The following is a 16,121-nucleotide window of genomic DNA, read 5'->3' as shown; positions in this document are numbered from 1 at the left end:
TCAAATTTCATGTCTGCTCTCCTCGTATTTTATTTGTATATTTTAAAGATTCGACATAAAATCTAAAATTCCTTTTTGAGATTTTTTCCATTTCATTTTAATAATTATTTTTCATGCGATAGCCCTGGTTTTGAATGTATAGCAATCATATGATTCTGTCCTAATCTCTTGACTCCCAGTAGTTTCAATATACTTAATTCTAGAAATTTTCTCTGGCATAAATAAGTTTACTACTTCTTTTACAGTTTTCACAGTAACCTTTGGTCCATAAATTATAACTTTTTTCTTCGGATATCTACTTAAAAGCAAGGTTAACATTCCACCTACACCATAAATATGATCTATATGATCATGGGTAAGGAAAATAGTATTTAGCTTTTCAAGGTCAGTATCTATATTTAAAATTTGCCGTTGAATCCCCTCCCCGCAATCGATAAGAACTGTCTCCTTATTATCAAACTCTAATAAAACCCCTTGGGAATTACGTTCCTTTGTTGGAATACTTCCAGTTCCAAGAAATATACCCTTAATCATGTCCCTTTCCCCCTTCTGTGTTACTTACTGATTAACTTATCTTTTAAATATGTACACTTATCACATATAGAATAAAATTCTCTTTCTTCAATTTCTATACCTTCCCTATCTGCTAGTTTTAATAACCCCTGCACTCCATCTTCTAATATAGTTTTCATATATATATTATTATAGGGATTGTATTTTTCTAAAGTGTCTTCTATATTCTCATCTTCTGCATTTCCAATTTTGAAATTTTTACATATAATCATATCTCCATTTGGTTCAACACTTAGACTTTTAATTGAATCCAATGTATCTGTATATGGTAGATCCCCACATTTCCCATCTTCTAAAAGTTTCTTATTTGGTAAATACTTATTTAAATTTTTCAATGCCGCCCCTTGGGGTGATACTACATTTCCACTGCCAACTTTTATCGATAAATCTTTAAATTCTTCTAGAATAGATTTTGTTTTTTTATTGAAAAAATTATCATCCTCTTCTGATACTACCCAACAGGGACTTAGCTTTATATCTGATATGGAAGTTTTAAGTAACTTTTTTGTCACTTTCTTTACTATTTCAATAGGAATATGTTCTTGATGAAAAGCATCAACCGATATTAGAATTTTGTTAACCCCGACTTCTTCTAATCTATCTACTGTCTCCTGTATTTTATCATCATCCTTTGACCAATAACCATTTGTTATTATCTGACGACTGGGAATTCCCAAATTCTTTGCTGCTTTGTGAATAGAGTATATAACTTCCGGAAATAGCAATGGCTCCCCTCCAAAGGTCATGACCGATTGTAAATCGTATCTACTACTAAGTTTCTTTATCAAGTTAATCGCAACATCTATATCTATATGTTTTTCTTCACTGTTTTTATTGATAACTGAACAATGCTTACACTTAGAATTACAAATACTTGTTGTAAAAAACTCTAATCTATTTAAATCTAAAAACTTTGATTTCATATATTAATATTCCCCCTTTACTAATTTAACTTCTTCTCCAATAACTATGCAACCTGCATCTTCTCCATGTCCTAGTAATGAAGTCTTAACAACGGGTATCTCTTGATTATTCAATATATCTGTCACAAGACTTTCAATATTAGGCTCTAGTTTATCCCCTTCCATTTGAGAAAATGATCCTAAAATAATTCCATTAATCTTCTCCAAAAAACCTATGTGTTTAAACTGGGTCAATAGAGAAGCCATTCTATTAGGTCCTCCCCCTAGACTTTCTAAAAATAATATTTTATCTTCTGGATTGGGCATATATTTTGTACCGGCTAATTTTAGAAAGCACCTTATATTGCCACCTATTATGGTTCCCTTCATTTCACTGCCTTGAATCCAGTCATAATCAACTTCATATATATCCTCAAAACCTTTTAAAAAGGACCTTTCAAATTTTTCTATTTGTTTTTCTGAATCTTTTCCTATTAAGTTTCTTATGGTATAATGGTATGCTGGTATTTTAGATAAACTAAATAATGTATTTAAAATAACAGATAAATCACTTATTCCAAAAAAGGGTTTTGAATTTTTCTTTATTATGTCATAGTCAAGAAAGTCCAAAATTTCATTAGCTGAATCTCCACCAGAAATATCAAATATAGCCTTAATGCTATCATCAGTAAATCCCTTCATCAGTTCCTTAGCCCTTTCTTTAGGAGTTCCACTAAAGGGCCCAATTTTTCTAAAGAGAGTTTTAGCTTGTACAGTTTCTAACCCTATTTTTTTAAGATTATCTATTATAGAATCTAAATTTTCCGAATAATTATCTCTTAGACCGTCTGAACAGGCAATTATATAAACCTTATCTCCATAATCTAATATAGGTTTTATCATATTTACCACCCCTTATCTTAAGTTTTAACATCTTTTTACTATGGAAAATATTATACTCCCCGACCATTATAATTTTCTAAACATAATGTATAAACTTAAAATTCTGCTATTTTATATAACTTCTTAGCAAAATTAACGGTAAACTCAGCTTCTTTAACTAAAGTAGCTATTCCATCAAATCCACTTTCTTCTATATATTTAATCACTGTATCTCTTAATTCTTTAGCATCTAACTCTGATATTTTCTCCACGGTATCAATTCCTGCTTCATAATATAGTTTAGCCCTTGTTCCCTTTACTGCAAATATTCTAGTAAGATCCGATAATTTAGCTATTTTATTTATTTCTTCTAGCGGAATATTAGTTTTGATTGATAAACCTTTTCTTTCGCTTTCTGTTTTACAAGTATAGAGGAACTGGTTATTTGTTTTTATTCCGATATCTTGTAACTTGTCTAAATATTCTTTACTTATATTATCTAAATCCTTTAGTTTATATGGTGGAGTAAATTTATATCTCATTTCTTCTACAGCTTTTATCATATTCTTATTATTCTTCTCTTCATAATAGTGTCTTAAATCTTCTACATGATAATTTGACGTATATTGTTTTGTATATTTGGTTAAGAAGTCATTTAAGTCATCATAATTTGCGTCATAAAGGGTTTTATTCAACTTAGTTAAATATTTTTCGAATTTTTTTACTGTTTTGATAATTCTCTTTACTCTACTTTCTCTAAACTCTAACTTATCTAAATAATTTCTAAATAACTCTTCATTCACTTTATCTTCCCCCTAAAAAATTAATAAATTAACTATATATACTTATATAAATTTCTCCCTAAATCCCCTAATTATATTAAACTATTAATTTATATATATAGTTGATGTTGAAAGAAATAATTTCACTTCTAATTTTAATATGTTATATTATAAAATATCTCCCAAATCCGTCAATTGAGAAATTTCGCAGTTTGGTTTTATCTCAGTATCATTTAATCTATTATATTTATTAAACCATATCCCATAGACTCCTAAACTTTGGGCTGGTTTAATATCACTTAAAAGGTTATCTCCTACCATTATTGCATCCTTTCCTTCTATGTTCATTCTATCCAATGCTACTTTGAATATCTCCTTCTTTGGTTTTCCTACTTTTAAATAGTAACTGAATGTAAATGTATCTATATATTTATACAACCCCACTTCTTTAAAACAGTTAATCATAACTTCATCATAAAGACTAGTGTTTGATATAACACCTATCCTATATCCTTTTTGTATAAGTTTATCTAGTGTTTTATGGATTTCTTTCTCTACTAAAACATACTTTCTATACTCTGTATAAAAGATATCCATAGCCTTGATACACATATCTAAATCTAATTTTACATCATACCCTTTCAAAAATTCATTTAAATACTCTTCCACTGGATACTCTAAACATGTTAATTTTCTAAGGGCCATAACCTCTTGCCATTTATTAAAGAAATCTTTTCTGACACTATCCATACCAATATTATTATTAAATGTTTTAAAAAAATCTGTAAGATACTTTATTCCTTTATCGTCCTTTTCTTTATCACTTTTCCCATGATGAAAATGTAATAATGTGTTACCCATATCAAAAAAGATAACTTTTCTATTTTTTATCATTAAGTCTATCCCCCAAAATAATATTTTGCTACTGTACTAAATTTTAAGGGACTGAATATTCAGTCCCTTTTTCACCTTATTTATCACTGTTATCTTTAACCTATTTTAGATACTTAAATTGTCTAATTCCATAATAAACTAAATATATAAAGGATAGTATACCTAATGCTCTAAATCCTATAAATATGGAATAACCGGTTGAAACAACTCCAAATAATAATCCTACACCTATGGTTGAAACCCTCATTACTAGAGACTGAAAAGATTCCACAGTTGCCCTATAGCTTGATTTAGTTCTGTGATGGAGATATCCCGATACTAAAGGTTCTATCATTGCAGATGAAAAATAAAATATAAATAATGCTATAACACCATAGGATACTTTAATTATGGATAAAAGTATTAACGATATTGTAAATAAAGTAATCAATCCAGAAAAAATACTTTTATAACTAAACCTTTCCTTAATCTTATAGGCAAATATACTTGAAACACTTATAATTAAAGAATTAGCTCCACTAATTACACCGAATAGTATCACTGGTATTGATATTTCTTTTAAATATATGGAAAAAAATTCATCCACATATATTGTCACCGATGACATGACTATACCTAATAATAAAACAAATCTTATTGAAGCATTCCCTTTTAAAAATATGTAAGCTTCTTTTATATAATTAATATTCTTTTCATCATCATCTTCTTTTGTTTTAATCTTAGGCTCTATTAAGCTGATAGCAAATAAAAAAGAAATAGTAACACTTACAAGGGACATCCAGTATGTTGATACATATGAAACCCTAGATGCTACAAAACTCCCTACTAGGGCACCTATTGTTGCTGCCCCATAGTCAAAGAAATTTAATCTTCCCAGTACTTTCTCAAATTTATCTTGCTCATTACAAGTTTTTAAAGAATCATATAAAAGAGCATTAGTTGTTCCACTGGATAAGGCACTTTGTATTCCAGCAATAAAAACCGCCAAAGCAAAATCAAAAAAACTATCGGCATATATTAGTATAAAAAAATCTAGAAATGTTAAAATCCCAGCCAATACTAACATGCTCTTTCTACTCCACTTATCAGCTAAATATCCCGTTGGAATTTCTAAGATTACTATTACCAGAGCATATATAATCTCTGTATATACCACCTGTTGTATAGTTATTCCCCGTTGTTGCCAATAAAGTCGTTCTATTACATAGGCAAATATCAAGTTATGAAAAAAATAATATCCGTACAATTTCCATATATTACTTAGTATCTTATCTCTTTTATTCATTTTTATCACTCCCTATAGAAATTTTCTAATATTTAAAATATTTTTTCTATAGGGTGGTGGTCTTGTATAATAGTCTTAAGGTCTGCCTCGAATAATCATATCTATTTCCCCCAGTTCTACTAAATTTATTAATTATTATATCCTATTTTGCTATTTATTTCTACTTTTTTCACATATTAATTACTAATCCTTACTTTAGCTTCTCCTTTCCTATCTCAGTTATTCTTTTTATAAACTCACCTTTACTTTCAGTATAAGCTTCCCTATCATGCTTATATTTTTTAGCTAATCCCTTCTTTAATTCTGCATATTCTAGAGCTATAGATGGATTTAACTTAAGATAGTCTCTAAAATATAACCTGTCCCACAACGACTCCTGAGCTTTAGTTCCCATGTGTATATGAAAAGACTCATTTTCAAGCCCTGTGGGAGAGTAACCTTTTACAAACATCAAATGATTTTTTTGTTCCTTCATATGTATATAACCATTTTCAGACATTTTATTGATTATTAAATCCCTAATATCCTTTTTCTTTGGTATCTCAATTAATATATCAATAGTGGGCTTAGCTAACAAATTTTCCACAGCAGTACTACCTATATGTTCTATTCTTAAAGCTATCTTTGAGCCAAGAATATCTTTTAATATCTTTTTTTCCTTTTGAAATAATAAAGGCCAATTTCCATCATATTCTGTTACAGTTATAGGATATAATTTCCCCAGTTCCTCTCTATTCATAGAAAACATCCCTTTCTATTTTATACCTATTTTTTTATAATACCTACACAATTATTTTGAACTCTTTCTAAATATTCCTTCAACTGCTTCTTTTCTTCCTGTGTAAATCCTTGTAACATTAAATCCTCTGTTTTTTCATGAATAGGCCATAATTTAGCCAATAGTTCTTCCCCAGCTTTAGTTATTTCAAACTTTTTATCTGTTTTATATATTAATTTATTGCTATATAAAGGATCAATAAATTCTTCAAACTTATCTTTGAAATATCCAAACTGTTCCTCAATTTGGTTTCCCTCCATTTTCAACTCTCTTTTCAATACCATTAAAAATATTACTTGATCTCCTGTAAATTCACTTACTTCTTTTACCTTTATATCAAAAGCCTTTCTTATAAGCTGAGAAGTTACATTTACCTCTCTTCCAATAGTAGATATAATTTTTTCTGCTAACATCGTTAAAGCCTCCTTAAGTCTTAACTCATAAATACTAATTCCCGTAGCTACTCCCACATTAAGGGACTCTACCCCAGTATGCATTGGTATCTGAACAATATGATCAGCTGCCCCTAATATTTCATCACAAACTCCCGAGGTTTCATTCCCTACCACCAGTGCCACTGGCTTTTTATCTAAATTAACTGTAGATTGTAGTGATTTTCCATGGGGACTTGTGGCAATTATTTGATATCCTTTCTCCTTAAGATATGAAACCGCTTCTTTAGAGCTGTTACATCTTTTAAAATTGGATTTAAATGTTGTTCCCCTAGAAGCATCAATAGTCTTTGTTATGTATGGATCAAAATCACTATTTGTGGCTATAAAGTCATTAATTCCATAGGCCATACCTGTTCTGATTATAGTACCTATATTACCATGATCTTTAACATTATCTAGCAATAAAACAAATTGATCAATATCATCTTTATAAGAATTAACCTTAGCTATGCCTACACAGGGAACCAAATATTTAGTTTCAGTTATTTTTTTCAAGATTCCACTGGATGTTTGATATATCATAGATGAAAACTCTTCATACTTATCAGGTTCTTCATTTTTATCTATAAAAATACTCTCTATATTTAATCCTGCTTTTTTAGCCCATCTTATTTGTTCTAATCCCCTTAACTGTATTTTATTATACTTAACTCTATTTTTACTTTTTGATAACTCCCTTGCTTCTTTTACTAAAGGATTCTTTAGCTTGTTAATTATCTCTACCATAACTACTACCTCCATAATTATTACTGTTGTTTATCTAAGTAAATTATCTCTATTATAAAAATATAATATGTCACTTACCTCTATTATCCTCTATATCCCTTAACCTTTCTTCTATATTGTTCAACTTCTTTTCTATATCTAAAACCTTCTTCATTGCTATAATAACTTTAACTATAAAATAAATAATCGAGCCAAAACCAATAGCAGGTATTATCTGTGATATTCTCATTTCAATATTTGACACTGCTATAGTTATAAAATCCATATATCCCCTATATTTTCATATTATATTTAATATATATTTATAATATATTATAACTTACTTTGGCTATCATTTCCACGTAGTATTCCAACTTAGATAATGTTTTAAACTATTAAAGTAAATATATGTAGAAATTTATGCCTGGTATTATGTAAATGCTAAATTCTTCGTAACCATCATACTTCTTGATATACCTTTATTATAACTACCCAATTTTTATAAAAAATTAACTTTTTTAAAATAATAGAAAAAGGACACAGTCACTGTGTCCAAAGGATTCTTACTTTATTAAACTAGTTCCTTTTTAATATATCTCGAAGTACTTGTACTTAATATTCCACCGTATGTTAAATTAAAGGAAACTATATCTCCAACCTTATATTCATCTTCACAGTCGGTTACATCTATTATAAAGTGATCACTACTTGCACCTAGGATGGTTATATCTGTGTCATCGGGAATTACATCTCCTGGGTCAATATCTTGTCTCCCTATGGCACATATGGCCCTCTTTCTTACACCCTTATCTTCAAATACCGGTTTATTACCAAAGGCATCCATTCCAATTTCTCCTATTGGCATAGATGGTTTTTCCTTTATTTCTATTATCTCTGCTCTAAGTTTAAAACAATCTTCATAGGTGTCTTTTATTTTATCACCAAATGCAGTTTCTCTACCTAGTACTAAGGATTCTCCTAACCTTAAAAGATTTATTCCCTTTGGCATAGTACCATCTTCTAGCAAATGAATACTACTGGAATTTCCCCCGGACACCACTTCTATATTTATACCAAACCTTTCTTCTAACTCCCTTTTAGTAATCATAAGTTTCGTTAGATTAGCTTCCCTTGGTATAACTCCACCATAGCAAGTAAGATTAACACCTATTCCATAAAGCTTAATACCTTCTAAATCTATTATTGTTTCCACAGTATTAAATATTTCTTCTTTTTCAAATATACCTTCTCTTAAGTCACCTAAATCTATCATCAGTATTATTTTATGCTTTTTATTTCCCATAACCGCTGCTTTGGATAATGCTTTTATTGTCTCTAATTCGGAGTTTAATGACATATCTGCCACCCTCACCACATCTTCTGCTTGACTTATCATAGGTAATCTAAGTAGTAGTTTAGGTACATCTATATCTATTAGTTTTTCTAAATTTTCAACCCTTGAATCTGCTAATATCTTTGCACCTCCATCTACCATAGCCTTTGCCACCTCTGGTATGGCACAAAATACTTTTGTTACAGCAGCAACATCTATATTATATTTACTACACTTTCCTATCAACATTTCTGTATTATGTCTAATTTTATCTACTGCTATTTCCACCTTTGGATACATGTTTTTTCCCCCATTTCATATGGTAAATGCCACCAGATTATTAACAAAGTATATTTAAACAAAGTAAGCAAAAATGGTAGCCATCCCGCAGGATTTGCGAAAATATAGAATAAGGGAGAAAATTGTTTAGAATTTCACTGTCTGAACGTAGTGAGTTTGGAATTCTATTTTCGACCGTTTCTTTATATTTTCCAAATCCGAGGACTGGCGGACATCTTTGCTTACTTTGTGGCTACTCTGTATTGCTAATTAAGCTGGCATCTATTAATCTATCTTAAGACTCTCCTTCATTAGCATCACTGCTGATTCTGGATATTTCTTTGAAAGCACCCCAAGTGAAGCCATTATATACATATTATCTACTAATATCTTAGCTTCTTTATTAGGGTATAAGTCATTTCCCTTGTTACTTTCCGCAATTTTCTTCATAATTTTTACTCTATTAGGCAATCTTGTTAAAGCACCACCGGTACCTACTATATATTTTACATTGGTTAAATCTTTACCTTCAGCTACTGTCTTTTTGCCCCCCGGACCATACAAATGTCTAAAGTGTCCTGCATGTCTGTCTACAGCAGTTATGGTAGCTTCCAGCGCTAACTCTTCAACAAATCTTTTTTCCATATCATTTTCAGGTATAGGTTTATGATTTTCTATTAATTTATTAACTTGTTCTTCAGATATATTAAGTCTTTTACTAAGCTCTTCTATCCCTATCCGTTCAACAACATTTTTCATACTTACGTATGCCCCTAAGTCTCCTTCAACTGTTCTTTTGGCTGTTGGTTCTGGACTTATTAATATTCGGTTTACTTCTTCACTTCCCTCAGTTACTGAATGGACATCGGTTGTGGCACCACCTACATCTATTGTAACTAAGTCCCCAATTTCTTCTTTAAGAAGCTTTGATGATAACATTACTGCTCCTGGAGTAGGAATAATAGGCCCTGTTACCATACTTCTTACTTTAGTCATACCGGGAGCATGTATTATATGTTCTTCAAATACTTCTTGTATAACCTTTCTAGTAGGTTCTATATTTAGTTGATCTATTTTAGGATATACATTCTCAACCACATATAGTTTATTTTTTGAATCCTTAAATATTTCCTTTATTTCCTCTTGATTTTCAATATTTCCCGCATATATTATAGGAACATCTAAATCAAGGTCCGCTATTTTTTCAGCATTGTCAATGGCTGTATCCCTTTCTCCATAGTCAACGCCTCCAGCTATCAATATAATATTGGGGTTTATTTCCTTTAACTTCTTAATATCCGTTCTTCTTAATCTTCCCGCTGTTATTTGCTTTATATTGGCCCCCGCCCCTAAAGCCGCTTCTTTTGCTGCCCTTACTGTCATATCATAAACTAAGCCATGTACAGTCATCCTTAGTCCACCGGCTGCACTACTTGTGGCTATAAGTTCATCATATTCTATATTATCTACACCTAAGTTTTCCTTAAGACTTTCTATAGCTCCCTTAAGACCTATATTAACATCCCCTTCTAGAACACTGGTGGGAGCTTGGCCTTGCCCTAAAAATTTAGGGCGGCCATTAAATATCCCATCAAAGGCATTTACAACCGTAGTTGTACTACCTATTTCAGCTACTAGAATATTTATTTTCATATTACATTTCCTTTCTATTTTTAACTAAGAAAGTAGCTACGTGAACACCTTTACTTCCTCTACCAAATCCTACATCAACACCTTGTTCAACTGCCAATTCATTTGATACCTGAGTACCTCCACAAGCTATCATTACTTTATCTCTTATTCCCTTTTCTATACATAACTCATGGATTTTTTTCATGTTTTTATAATGTATATCATCATGACTTATAATAGTTGAAGCAAGTATAGCATCTGCATTTGTTTCTATTGCCGCATCAACTAGTTTTTCAACTGGAACTGAGGTTCCAAGGTAGTGACACTTAATACCATACTTCTCTATACCACCATGTTTAATATCTATTATCTCTCTAAGTCCAACGGAATGCTCATCTTCTCCTACTGTTCCTGCTACTATTGTCATTGGATTTTCTTCTATCTCTGCCCTTATTTCATCATCGGACATAACCTCTGGCTTTGGAGGTATTACTAATTCATCAGTATCTATAGTGGATGGGAATCTACCTTTTATTTCAACCCTTGTACCTTCTGCCTCTTGCATTATTTCTTTATGAATAACTTCAACATCTTCAAGACCCATCTTTTTACCGACTTCAATAGCTGCAAATTCTGCAGTTCTTTCATCTGTAGGTAGGAACATTGTAGTTTGAACTATTCCGTCTCCTGCCCATTCCATTTCTGGTTTTATTTTTGATGTCTCTCTAAGTTCCTTAGTTTCTTCAAGTCTTAGATTAACATTATCGTTTTCATCAAGTTCATCTATATATATAATCTTATCTGGTTCTTCTAAAGTACAACCACCTATTAATGATGATGGGTTATCAACTGCGTTTTTATCATATTGTTCCACATTATTGTATCCAAAGAATGCAGTTACTGGAGCCATATAATCTTCATCTCTTTCATATACTGTACCTGCTCCAACTCCACCTTCAATTTCCCTAGCTATACCATCACCATTTCTTTCAGGATATTCACCTGAGTCAACAAAGAATCCTTCTTCAACAGCCTTAAAGTATCCTCCTGTTTCTATTATCTCTTCCATAAATAGCACTGCTCTTTCCTTAAGTTCCCTTACTTTGTCAGCTAATTCTCCATGGTCTCTTTTTATTTCAACCATTTCATTAAGTCCATCCATACCAACTAAAGCCTGCTTAGCAGTAGTTGTACCTTCTATATTATATATATGCCATGGTACATTTCTACCCTCATCTGGGGTAATTGTTGACTGTATTTCTGCTCTTGTTAGTTTTGAAATTAGTAAGTTTAGAACATGGGTAACAGTCGCTTCTCTAGTTGAAGAACCCATATATTTAGTATTTTGTTGAGCTCTCATTTTATAGTCTTTAAAAACTTCCCTTAAAGCAACGGCATATGGTAAATCCAGTCTCATACAAGGTGCTGGAGGAGCCGTTGGTGGTACTGTGGAAAGACAAATGTTTTCTTTCTTAATTCCACATTTTACTGAGAATATTGAGTTAAGACCATGTTGAACCATTAACTCTGGCATAACCTTCCATGCTTCCCTAGCCGTTGCATTGGCATTATGGGCACCGTCTATTTGAGCCATATCTGCCCATCCCATAACATTCTTAGCATTTGCAGCATCAACAAATGATCTAACCATATTTATATTTCTATATAATACATTATATTGTGGATCCTGGTGAGCTCCGTTTATTCCCTCTTCTGCAAACATTACTGCTATCTCAGGACCTGCAACACCACTTACATATGAATGATAGTTTATTGGTCTTCCTACTTCGTCTTCTATTAAATCTAAAGCTTTTCTTTGAGCCCTAACTTGCTTCCTTGTTATAGGTATACCACCTATCCCTTGAGGAGTACCCTCTATAAGTCCATCAAAGTGACTTTGTCCTGCAGTTCTTATAACCATAAGATGGTCTGCACCATGCCAAGCTGCCATTCTCATTCTTCTTATATCATCCTCAAATCTACCTGATGCTATCTCAGTTGTTATAACATTTGTAGGCTGAGGGTCTATGTCATTAAAGTAATGGGCTGATGGTAATGGTTGACTTTGTTTAAGAGATTCTGATGTGTCATAATATTCAAATTGACCGATTTCTCTTTTTTCTCCAGATCCTTTTCTCCAAGTCCAACCTCTTCTTCTCGGTTTATATTTATCTAAATCCTTAAGAATATTTTTTATATCTAATTTCTCATTTGGTTTAAGATTTTCCATTACTTTTCACCTCCCTTAAATATCTCTACTGCTTGATCCCATAGCTCTCCATCTAGTAACTTAAGTCCTGTTTCTCTTATTTCCATATTGTTTTCCTTAGCAAGTCTATATATAACATTACCTGCTCCTTTTCCCATCAATCCTCTATTCATAACTCCTTCGACTATTCCCTTAGCTTCTATACTAGAAAAACCCATTCTTATAACCACTGACCTTTCTATTGAAGGTGAGGTATGGTTTTTTGCTAAATCCACCATTGGGTCTACTATTTTCTCTGCTAATTCCCAAAAGCGAGCTTCTAATTGCTCTTCTGTTAAATCCTTTAGATGTTCCCTTCTCTTTTCAAAATCATCTACTCTTTTCACTATTAGCACCTCCTATTTTATAATGCTCCTAATTCTTTTAGTGTATTTCTTACAAACTCTTCGTCGGTTTTAGTCTCAATTACTAAATACTCTATATCACTATCTTCAAATTTTATATCTGGATTCTTTTTAACACAGTTTTTAATCAGTGATCTTTTTATTTTATTTAAATCTAAATCTACAGCTTTAATAAAGCTTGGGTCTCTAGGTAATATAATATTCTCTCCTGGAACCTCGTCCCTTGGATCTCCAGCTATAACTTTCACACCATTTTCCTTTGCAAAGGAAAGCTGTGGATTTATATGTTTTCCTGCTCCTGTATACTCTGTCTCTTGAACAACTATTATTTTATCCTCATCTAATTCTTGAGCGATTGAGAAAGCTGCAGCTAGTGATGTATTACCAGCGGGACCCCTTTCCATACCTTCAAGTTGAGCTAAAGCCTCTGTTATATAGAATACTTCCCCTTGATTTACTGTAACATATCTATCCATATATCTAAGGGGTCTTGCTGCCGATCTAGGTACATCAGATCTATCTGGCCATGTGGCAAAGGGTATACCGAATCCAGTATGTCCAGTTGTAAATGATTTTTTATTAAATTGGGTGTCACTTGCCATATGAAGTCCCTTTAAATTAACACTTGCACCTACTACCATAGTATTTTCTGCTCCAGCCTTTATAAGTCCCCTAGCAGTACCAGTTAGGTTTCCTCCCCCGGCATTTGTTGCAACCACAACGTCTGGGTCTCTACCTTCCTTTTCTCTAAACTGCATAGCTATTTCATAACCAAGGGTTTCAACTCCAGCTATACCAAATGGAGTATATAACGATGCGTTAAAGTATCCTGTTTCTTCTAACAGCTTTAAGAATGTATAAAATAACTCTGGTCCCACAGTAAGTTGTAGTACCTCTGCACCATAGGCTTCACACTTTCTGGCCTTTTCAACTATTTCCGGTTGACCTACACCCCTTGAGTCATAACACTCTTGAACTATTATACACTTAAGTCCCAACATTGCTGCCTGACTTGCCACAGCTGCTCCATAGTTACCACTTGTGGCAGCTATAACTCCTTTGTATCCATTTTTCTTAGCATGATATACACTAGTAGCCGCCCTTCTAGCTTTATAGCTTCCAGAAAGATTTGAAGCCTCATCCTTTACGAATATTCTAGCTCCCTTTCCCTCTGGTGCCAGTTTTCTAGCTAACTTAGTTAAGTTCCTAAGTTCATATACTGGAGTATTACCTACCCCCGTTTCTTCTTGAAGCTTCTGTATTTCTTGAAGGCTATAACCTGTATCCCTCATCATTTTGTCATAGTCAAACTTTATACCATCTGACTCAAACTTACTATAATCAAGTCCAACGGCTTTTTTCATTATTTCGTTTTTTCTTCCCATTACACCTTCATAGCTCATATCTCTACTCATTAGATTCACCACCTTCAAGCATATCCCTTAATTGTCTACCCACATATAAAAGTTCTGGGACACACTTTCCATAATCATGATCATAATATGGATTTATCTCTAGTAATTTTCCTTTTATTCTTCTACCTATATAGGTTTCTATTTCTACTTCATCCCCTATTTTAGCTTCATCCCCTATTTTAGCTTCATCATTAATTAAAAATCCTTTATCCCACATCTCAAGGGGAACTTTTTTAGTATCATCGGGAACTTGAGGTGCTCTCTCTTCAGATGTCAATACAATATTGTGTATTCTTACCCAATCTCCTTTTTTAGCAGTACTCATTAAAATCGCCTACCTTTTTGTTTAATAATTATTTTATAAAGTTTCTCATGTCTCCCATTATTGCCCTTGGTACTGGTAAGTCTAACATTGTCTTAAGTCCTGAATCTGCATTTATAACATGGGGTATCATATTTACACACATAGCTATAGTTCCTAAACCACCTTCTACCTCTGGCTTAATTGACATATTTACCTCTGGTGTTCCCTTTATCCTTATATAATCTCCTGTATGGGTTCCTTCCATTTCAGGTTCTATTTGCTGAGGATGTTTCATGTTTATTTTCACATCTCCATCTACATGACCCTGTCCAGTCATATTAACTCCAGCAACATTTCCTGCCTTAGCAAAACCATATGGAGATTTTCTATCTATACTAGTTACTATTGGTTTCATTTGTTGTTCAATCTTTTCTACATCCCAACCAATTGCATCTCCTATCATTTTAATTGACTCTGAAAATCCAACGTGTCCTGCTAAAGTACCATCTTTAACTCCTTTGTCAAACTCATCAACTGTTATACCAACCCCTTGTTCTTCCATAACAGCCTCACCAAATGGAGATAAACTATTTACTCTTTCAGCCTCAACATGTTCAACATCAACCATACAACCTGTTAAACATACAACTAATAAATCCATAATAAGTCCTGGGTTTATACCTGTACCTAATATAGAAACTCCGTTTTCCTTAGCTATTTCATTTAATTTCTTTGCTAACTCTGGATTCTGAGCTTGTGGATAAGCCATTTCTTCTGCCGTTGATATAACATTAACTTTTCTCTCTAAAGCAAACTTAAGTCTTGGGAACGCTTTCTCTGTAAATGAATCAGTGGCACATATGCAAACATCACAACATCCTTCAGTTAATACTTCTTCAATATTGTCGTTGATGATAACTTCTGGTCTGTCCCCTCTTTCAGCACCCAACACTTCATACATGCTCTTTCCTACTCTTTTTTCATTTCTATCGCATACTCCTACTATATCTACTCCTTTTTTGTTAAGTAACATCTTAGCCATTCCACTTCCCATGGCTCCAAATCCCCAAATCACTATTTTTACATTTTCCATTTAAAAGCACCTCCATAATTTATGTATATAATATGTATGGAAACTATATTTTTTCCACACGTTTCTAAAAATAATATAACGCAATTACTGTGCCAAAACATGATATTTTTTTTAGTTTATTAAAATATATTTTAATATAATTTTCATACCTATGACTATTCAGTCTATATAACCCTTGAATTTTGCTGTTCTAACT

At 32.3% G+C, this 16,121-nt stretch carries 16 protein-coding genes; all 16 read right to left on the bottom strand.

Annotated features, from left to right (window positions below):
• Window positions 1-111: 111 nt before the first annotated feature.
• The 16 genes from V6137_RS06155 to ord all read right to left on the bottom strand — a co-directional run bounded on the left by V6137_RS06155 (window position 112) and on the right by ord (window position 15,925).
• Window positions 112-534: an MBL fold metallo-hydrolase gene (locus V6137_RS06155; RefSeq protein WP_425447019.1), complete on the bottom strand. Its 423-nt coding sequence runs from the start codon at window positions 532-534 to the stop codon at window positions 112-114.
• 20 nt (window positions 535-554) lie between these two features.
• The gene (locus V6137_RS06150; protein WP_425447018.1) at window positions 555-1,496 is read right to left on the bottom strand and encodes a radical SAM protein; all 942 of its coding nucleotides are present in this window, start codon (window positions 1,494-1,496) and stop codon (window positions 555-557) included.
• Between the two features lie 3 nt (window positions 1,497-1,499).
• Complete coding sequence (locus tag V6137_RS06145) at window positions 1,500-2,378, bottom strand: S66 family peptidase (RefSeq protein ID WP_425447017.1); 879 nt, start codon at window positions 2,376-2,378, stop codon at window positions 1,500-1,502.
• A 95-nt stretch (window positions 2,379-2,473) separates the two neighbouring features.
• Window positions 2,474-3,160 carry a DUF4332 domain-containing protein gene (locus V6137_RS06140; RefSeq protein WP_425447016.1) on the bottom strand — a complete coding sequence of 229 codons (687 nt, stop codon included), beginning with the start codon at window positions 3,158-3,160 and terminating at the stop codon, window positions 2,474-2,476.
• A 147-nt stretch (window positions 3,161-3,307) separates the two neighbouring features.
• Window positions 3,308-4,033 carry an HAD family hydrolase gene (locus tag V6137_RS06135; RefSeq protein ID WP_425447015.1) on the bottom strand — a complete coding sequence of 242 codons (726 nt, stop codon included), beginning with the start codon at window positions 4,031-4,033 and terminating at the stop codon, window positions 3,308-3,310.
• Between the two features lie 100 nt (window positions 4,034-4,133).
• Window positions 4,134-5,318 carry an MFS transporter gene (locus V6137_RS06130; protein ID WP_425447014.1) on the bottom strand — a complete coding sequence of 395 codons (1,185 nt, stop codon included), beginning with the start codon at window positions 5,316-5,318 and terminating at the stop codon, window positions 4,134-4,136.
• Window positions 5,319-5,508: 190 nt separating this feature from the next.
• Window positions 5,509-6,057, bottom strand: a complete 549-nt coding sequence (locus tag V6137_RS06125) for a GrpB family protein (RefSeq protein ID WP_425447013.1) — start codon at window positions 6,055-6,057, stop codon at window positions 5,509-5,511.
• 26 nt (window positions 6,058-6,083) lie between these two features.
• Window positions 6,084-7,277 carry a TrmH family RNA methyltransferase gene (locus tag V6137_RS06120; RefSeq protein ID WP_425447012.1) on the bottom strand — a complete coding sequence of 398 codons (1,194 nt, stop codon included), beginning with the start codon at window positions 7,275-7,277 and terminating at the stop codon, window positions 6,084-6,086.
• Window positions 7,278-7,347: 70 nt separating this feature from the next.
• Entirely contained in the window at window positions 7,348-7,542 is a 195-nt protein-coding gene (locus V6137_RS06115) for a hypothetical protein (protein WP_425447011.1), read from the bottom strand.
• Window positions 7,543-7,827: 285 nt separating this feature from the next.
• Entirely contained in the window at window positions 7,828-8,889 is a 1,062-nt protein-coding gene (gene orr, locus V6137_RS06110; RefSeq protein WP_425447010.1) for an ornithine racemase Orr, read from the bottom strand.
• Window positions 8,890-9,153: 264 nt separating this feature from the next.
• On the bottom strand, window positions 9,154-10,521 hold the full coding sequence (locus V6137_RS06105) for a GlmL-related ornithine degradation protein (RefSeq protein WP_425447009.1): 1,368 nt from the start codon (window positions 10,519-10,521) through the stop codon (window positions 9,154-9,156).
• Between the two features lies 1 nt (window position 10,522).
• Complete coding sequence (gene oraE / locus V6137_RS06100) at window positions 10,523-12,730, bottom strand: D-ornithine 4,5-aminomutase subunit OraE (RefSeq protein ID WP_425447008.1); 2,208 nt, start codon at window positions 12,728-12,730, stop codon at window positions 10,523-10,525.
• Window positions 12,730-13,095, bottom strand: a complete 366-nt coding sequence (locus tag V6137_RS06095) for an ornithine aminomutase subunit alpha (RefSeq protein ID WP_425447007.1) — start codon at window positions 13,093-13,095, stop codon at window positions 12,730-12,732. The genes oraE and V6137_RS06095 overlap by 1 nt, the downstream gene beginning before the upstream one ends.
• A gap of 17 nt (window positions 13,096-13,112) precedes the next feature.
• Window positions 13,113-14,528 carry a 2-amino-4-oxopentanoate thiolase subunit OrtB gene (gene ortB, locus V6137_RS06090; RefSeq protein ID WP_425447006.1) on the bottom strand — a complete coding sequence of 472 codons (1,416 nt, stop codon included), beginning with the start codon at window positions 14,526-14,528 and terminating at the stop codon, window positions 13,113-13,115.
• Window positions 14,521-14,853 carry a 2-amino-4-oxopentanoate thiolase subunit OrtA gene (ortA, locus tag V6137_RS06085; RefSeq protein ID WP_425447005.1) on the bottom strand — a complete coding sequence of 111 codons (333 nt, stop codon included), beginning with the start codon at window positions 14,851-14,853 and terminating at the stop codon, window positions 14,521-14,523. Before ortA ends, ortB begins: the two co-directional genes overlap by 8 nt.
• 28 nt (window positions 14,854-14,881) lie before the next feature.
• Complete coding sequence (gene ord / locus V6137_RS06080; protein WP_425447004.1) at window positions 14,882-15,925, bottom strand: 2,4-diaminopentanoate dehydrogenase; 1,044 nt, start codon at window positions 15,923-15,925, stop codon at window positions 14,882-14,884.
• Between the last annotated feature and the right edge of the window lie 196 nt (window positions 15,926-16,121).

It is taken from the genome of Dethiothermospora halolimnae (assembly GCF_037577855.1).
GTDB lineage: Bacteria > Bacillota > Clostridia > Tissierellales > VENL01 > Dethiothermospora > Dethiothermospora halolimnae.
This window is presented reverse-complemented; position numbering and strand designations above follow the sequence as displayed.

Bases quoted from the DNA above. Each gene is read 5' to 3' on its own strand.
- V6137_RS06155 (WP_425447019.1), bottom strand. From the start codon at position 534: ATGATTAAGGGTATATTTCTTGGAACTGGAAGTATTCCAACAAAGGAA.
- V6137_RS06150 (WP_425447018.1), bottom strand. From the start codon at position 1,496: ATGAAATCAAAGTTTTTAGATTTAAATAGATTAGAGTTTTTTACAACA.
- V6137_RS06145 (WP_425447017.1), bottom strand. From the start codon at position 2,378: ATGATAAAACCTATATTAGATTATGGAGATAAGGTTTATATAATTGCC.
- V6137_RS06135 (WP_425447015.1), bottom strand. From the start codon at position 4,033: ATGATAAAAAATAGAAAAGTTATCTTTTTTGATATGGGTAACACATTA.
- V6137_RS06130 (WP_425447014.1), bottom strand. From the start codon at position 5,318: ATGAATAAAAGAGATAAGATACTAAGTAATATATGGAAATTGTACGGA.
- V6137_RS06125 (WP_425447013.1), bottom strand. From the start codon at position 6,057: ATGAATAGAGAGGAACTGGGGAAATTATATCCTATAACTGTAACAGAA.
- V6137_RS06120 (WP_425447012.1), bottom strand. From the start codon at position 7,277: ATGGTAGAGATAATTAACAAGCTAAAGAATCCTTTAGTAAAAGAAGCA.
- V6137_RS06115 (WP_425447011.1), bottom strand. From the start codon at position 7,542: ATGGATTTTATAACTATAGCAGTGTCAAATATTGAAATGAGAATATCA.
- orr (WP_425447010.1), bottom strand. From the start codon at position 8,889: ATGTATCCAAAGGTGGAAATAGCAGTAGATAAAATTAGACATAATACA.
- V6137_RS06105 (WP_425447009.1), bottom strand. From the start codon at position 10,521: ATGAAAATAAATATTCTAGTAGCTGAAATAGGTAGTACAACTACGGTT.
- oraE (WP_425447008.1), bottom strand. From the start codon at position 12,730: ATGGAAAATCTTAAACCAAATGAGAAATTAGATATAAAAAATATTCTT.
- ortB (WP_425447006.1), bottom strand. From the start codon at position 14,528: ATGAGTAGAGATATGAGCTATGAAGGTGTAATGGGAAGAAAAAACGAA.
- ortA (WP_425447005.1), bottom strand. From the start codon at position 14,853: ATGAGTACTGCTAAAAAAGGAGATTGGGTAAGAATACACAATATTGTA.
- ord (WP_425447004.1), bottom strand. From the start codon at position 15,925: ATGGAAAATGTAAAAATAGTGATTTGGGGATTTGGAGCCATGGGAAGT.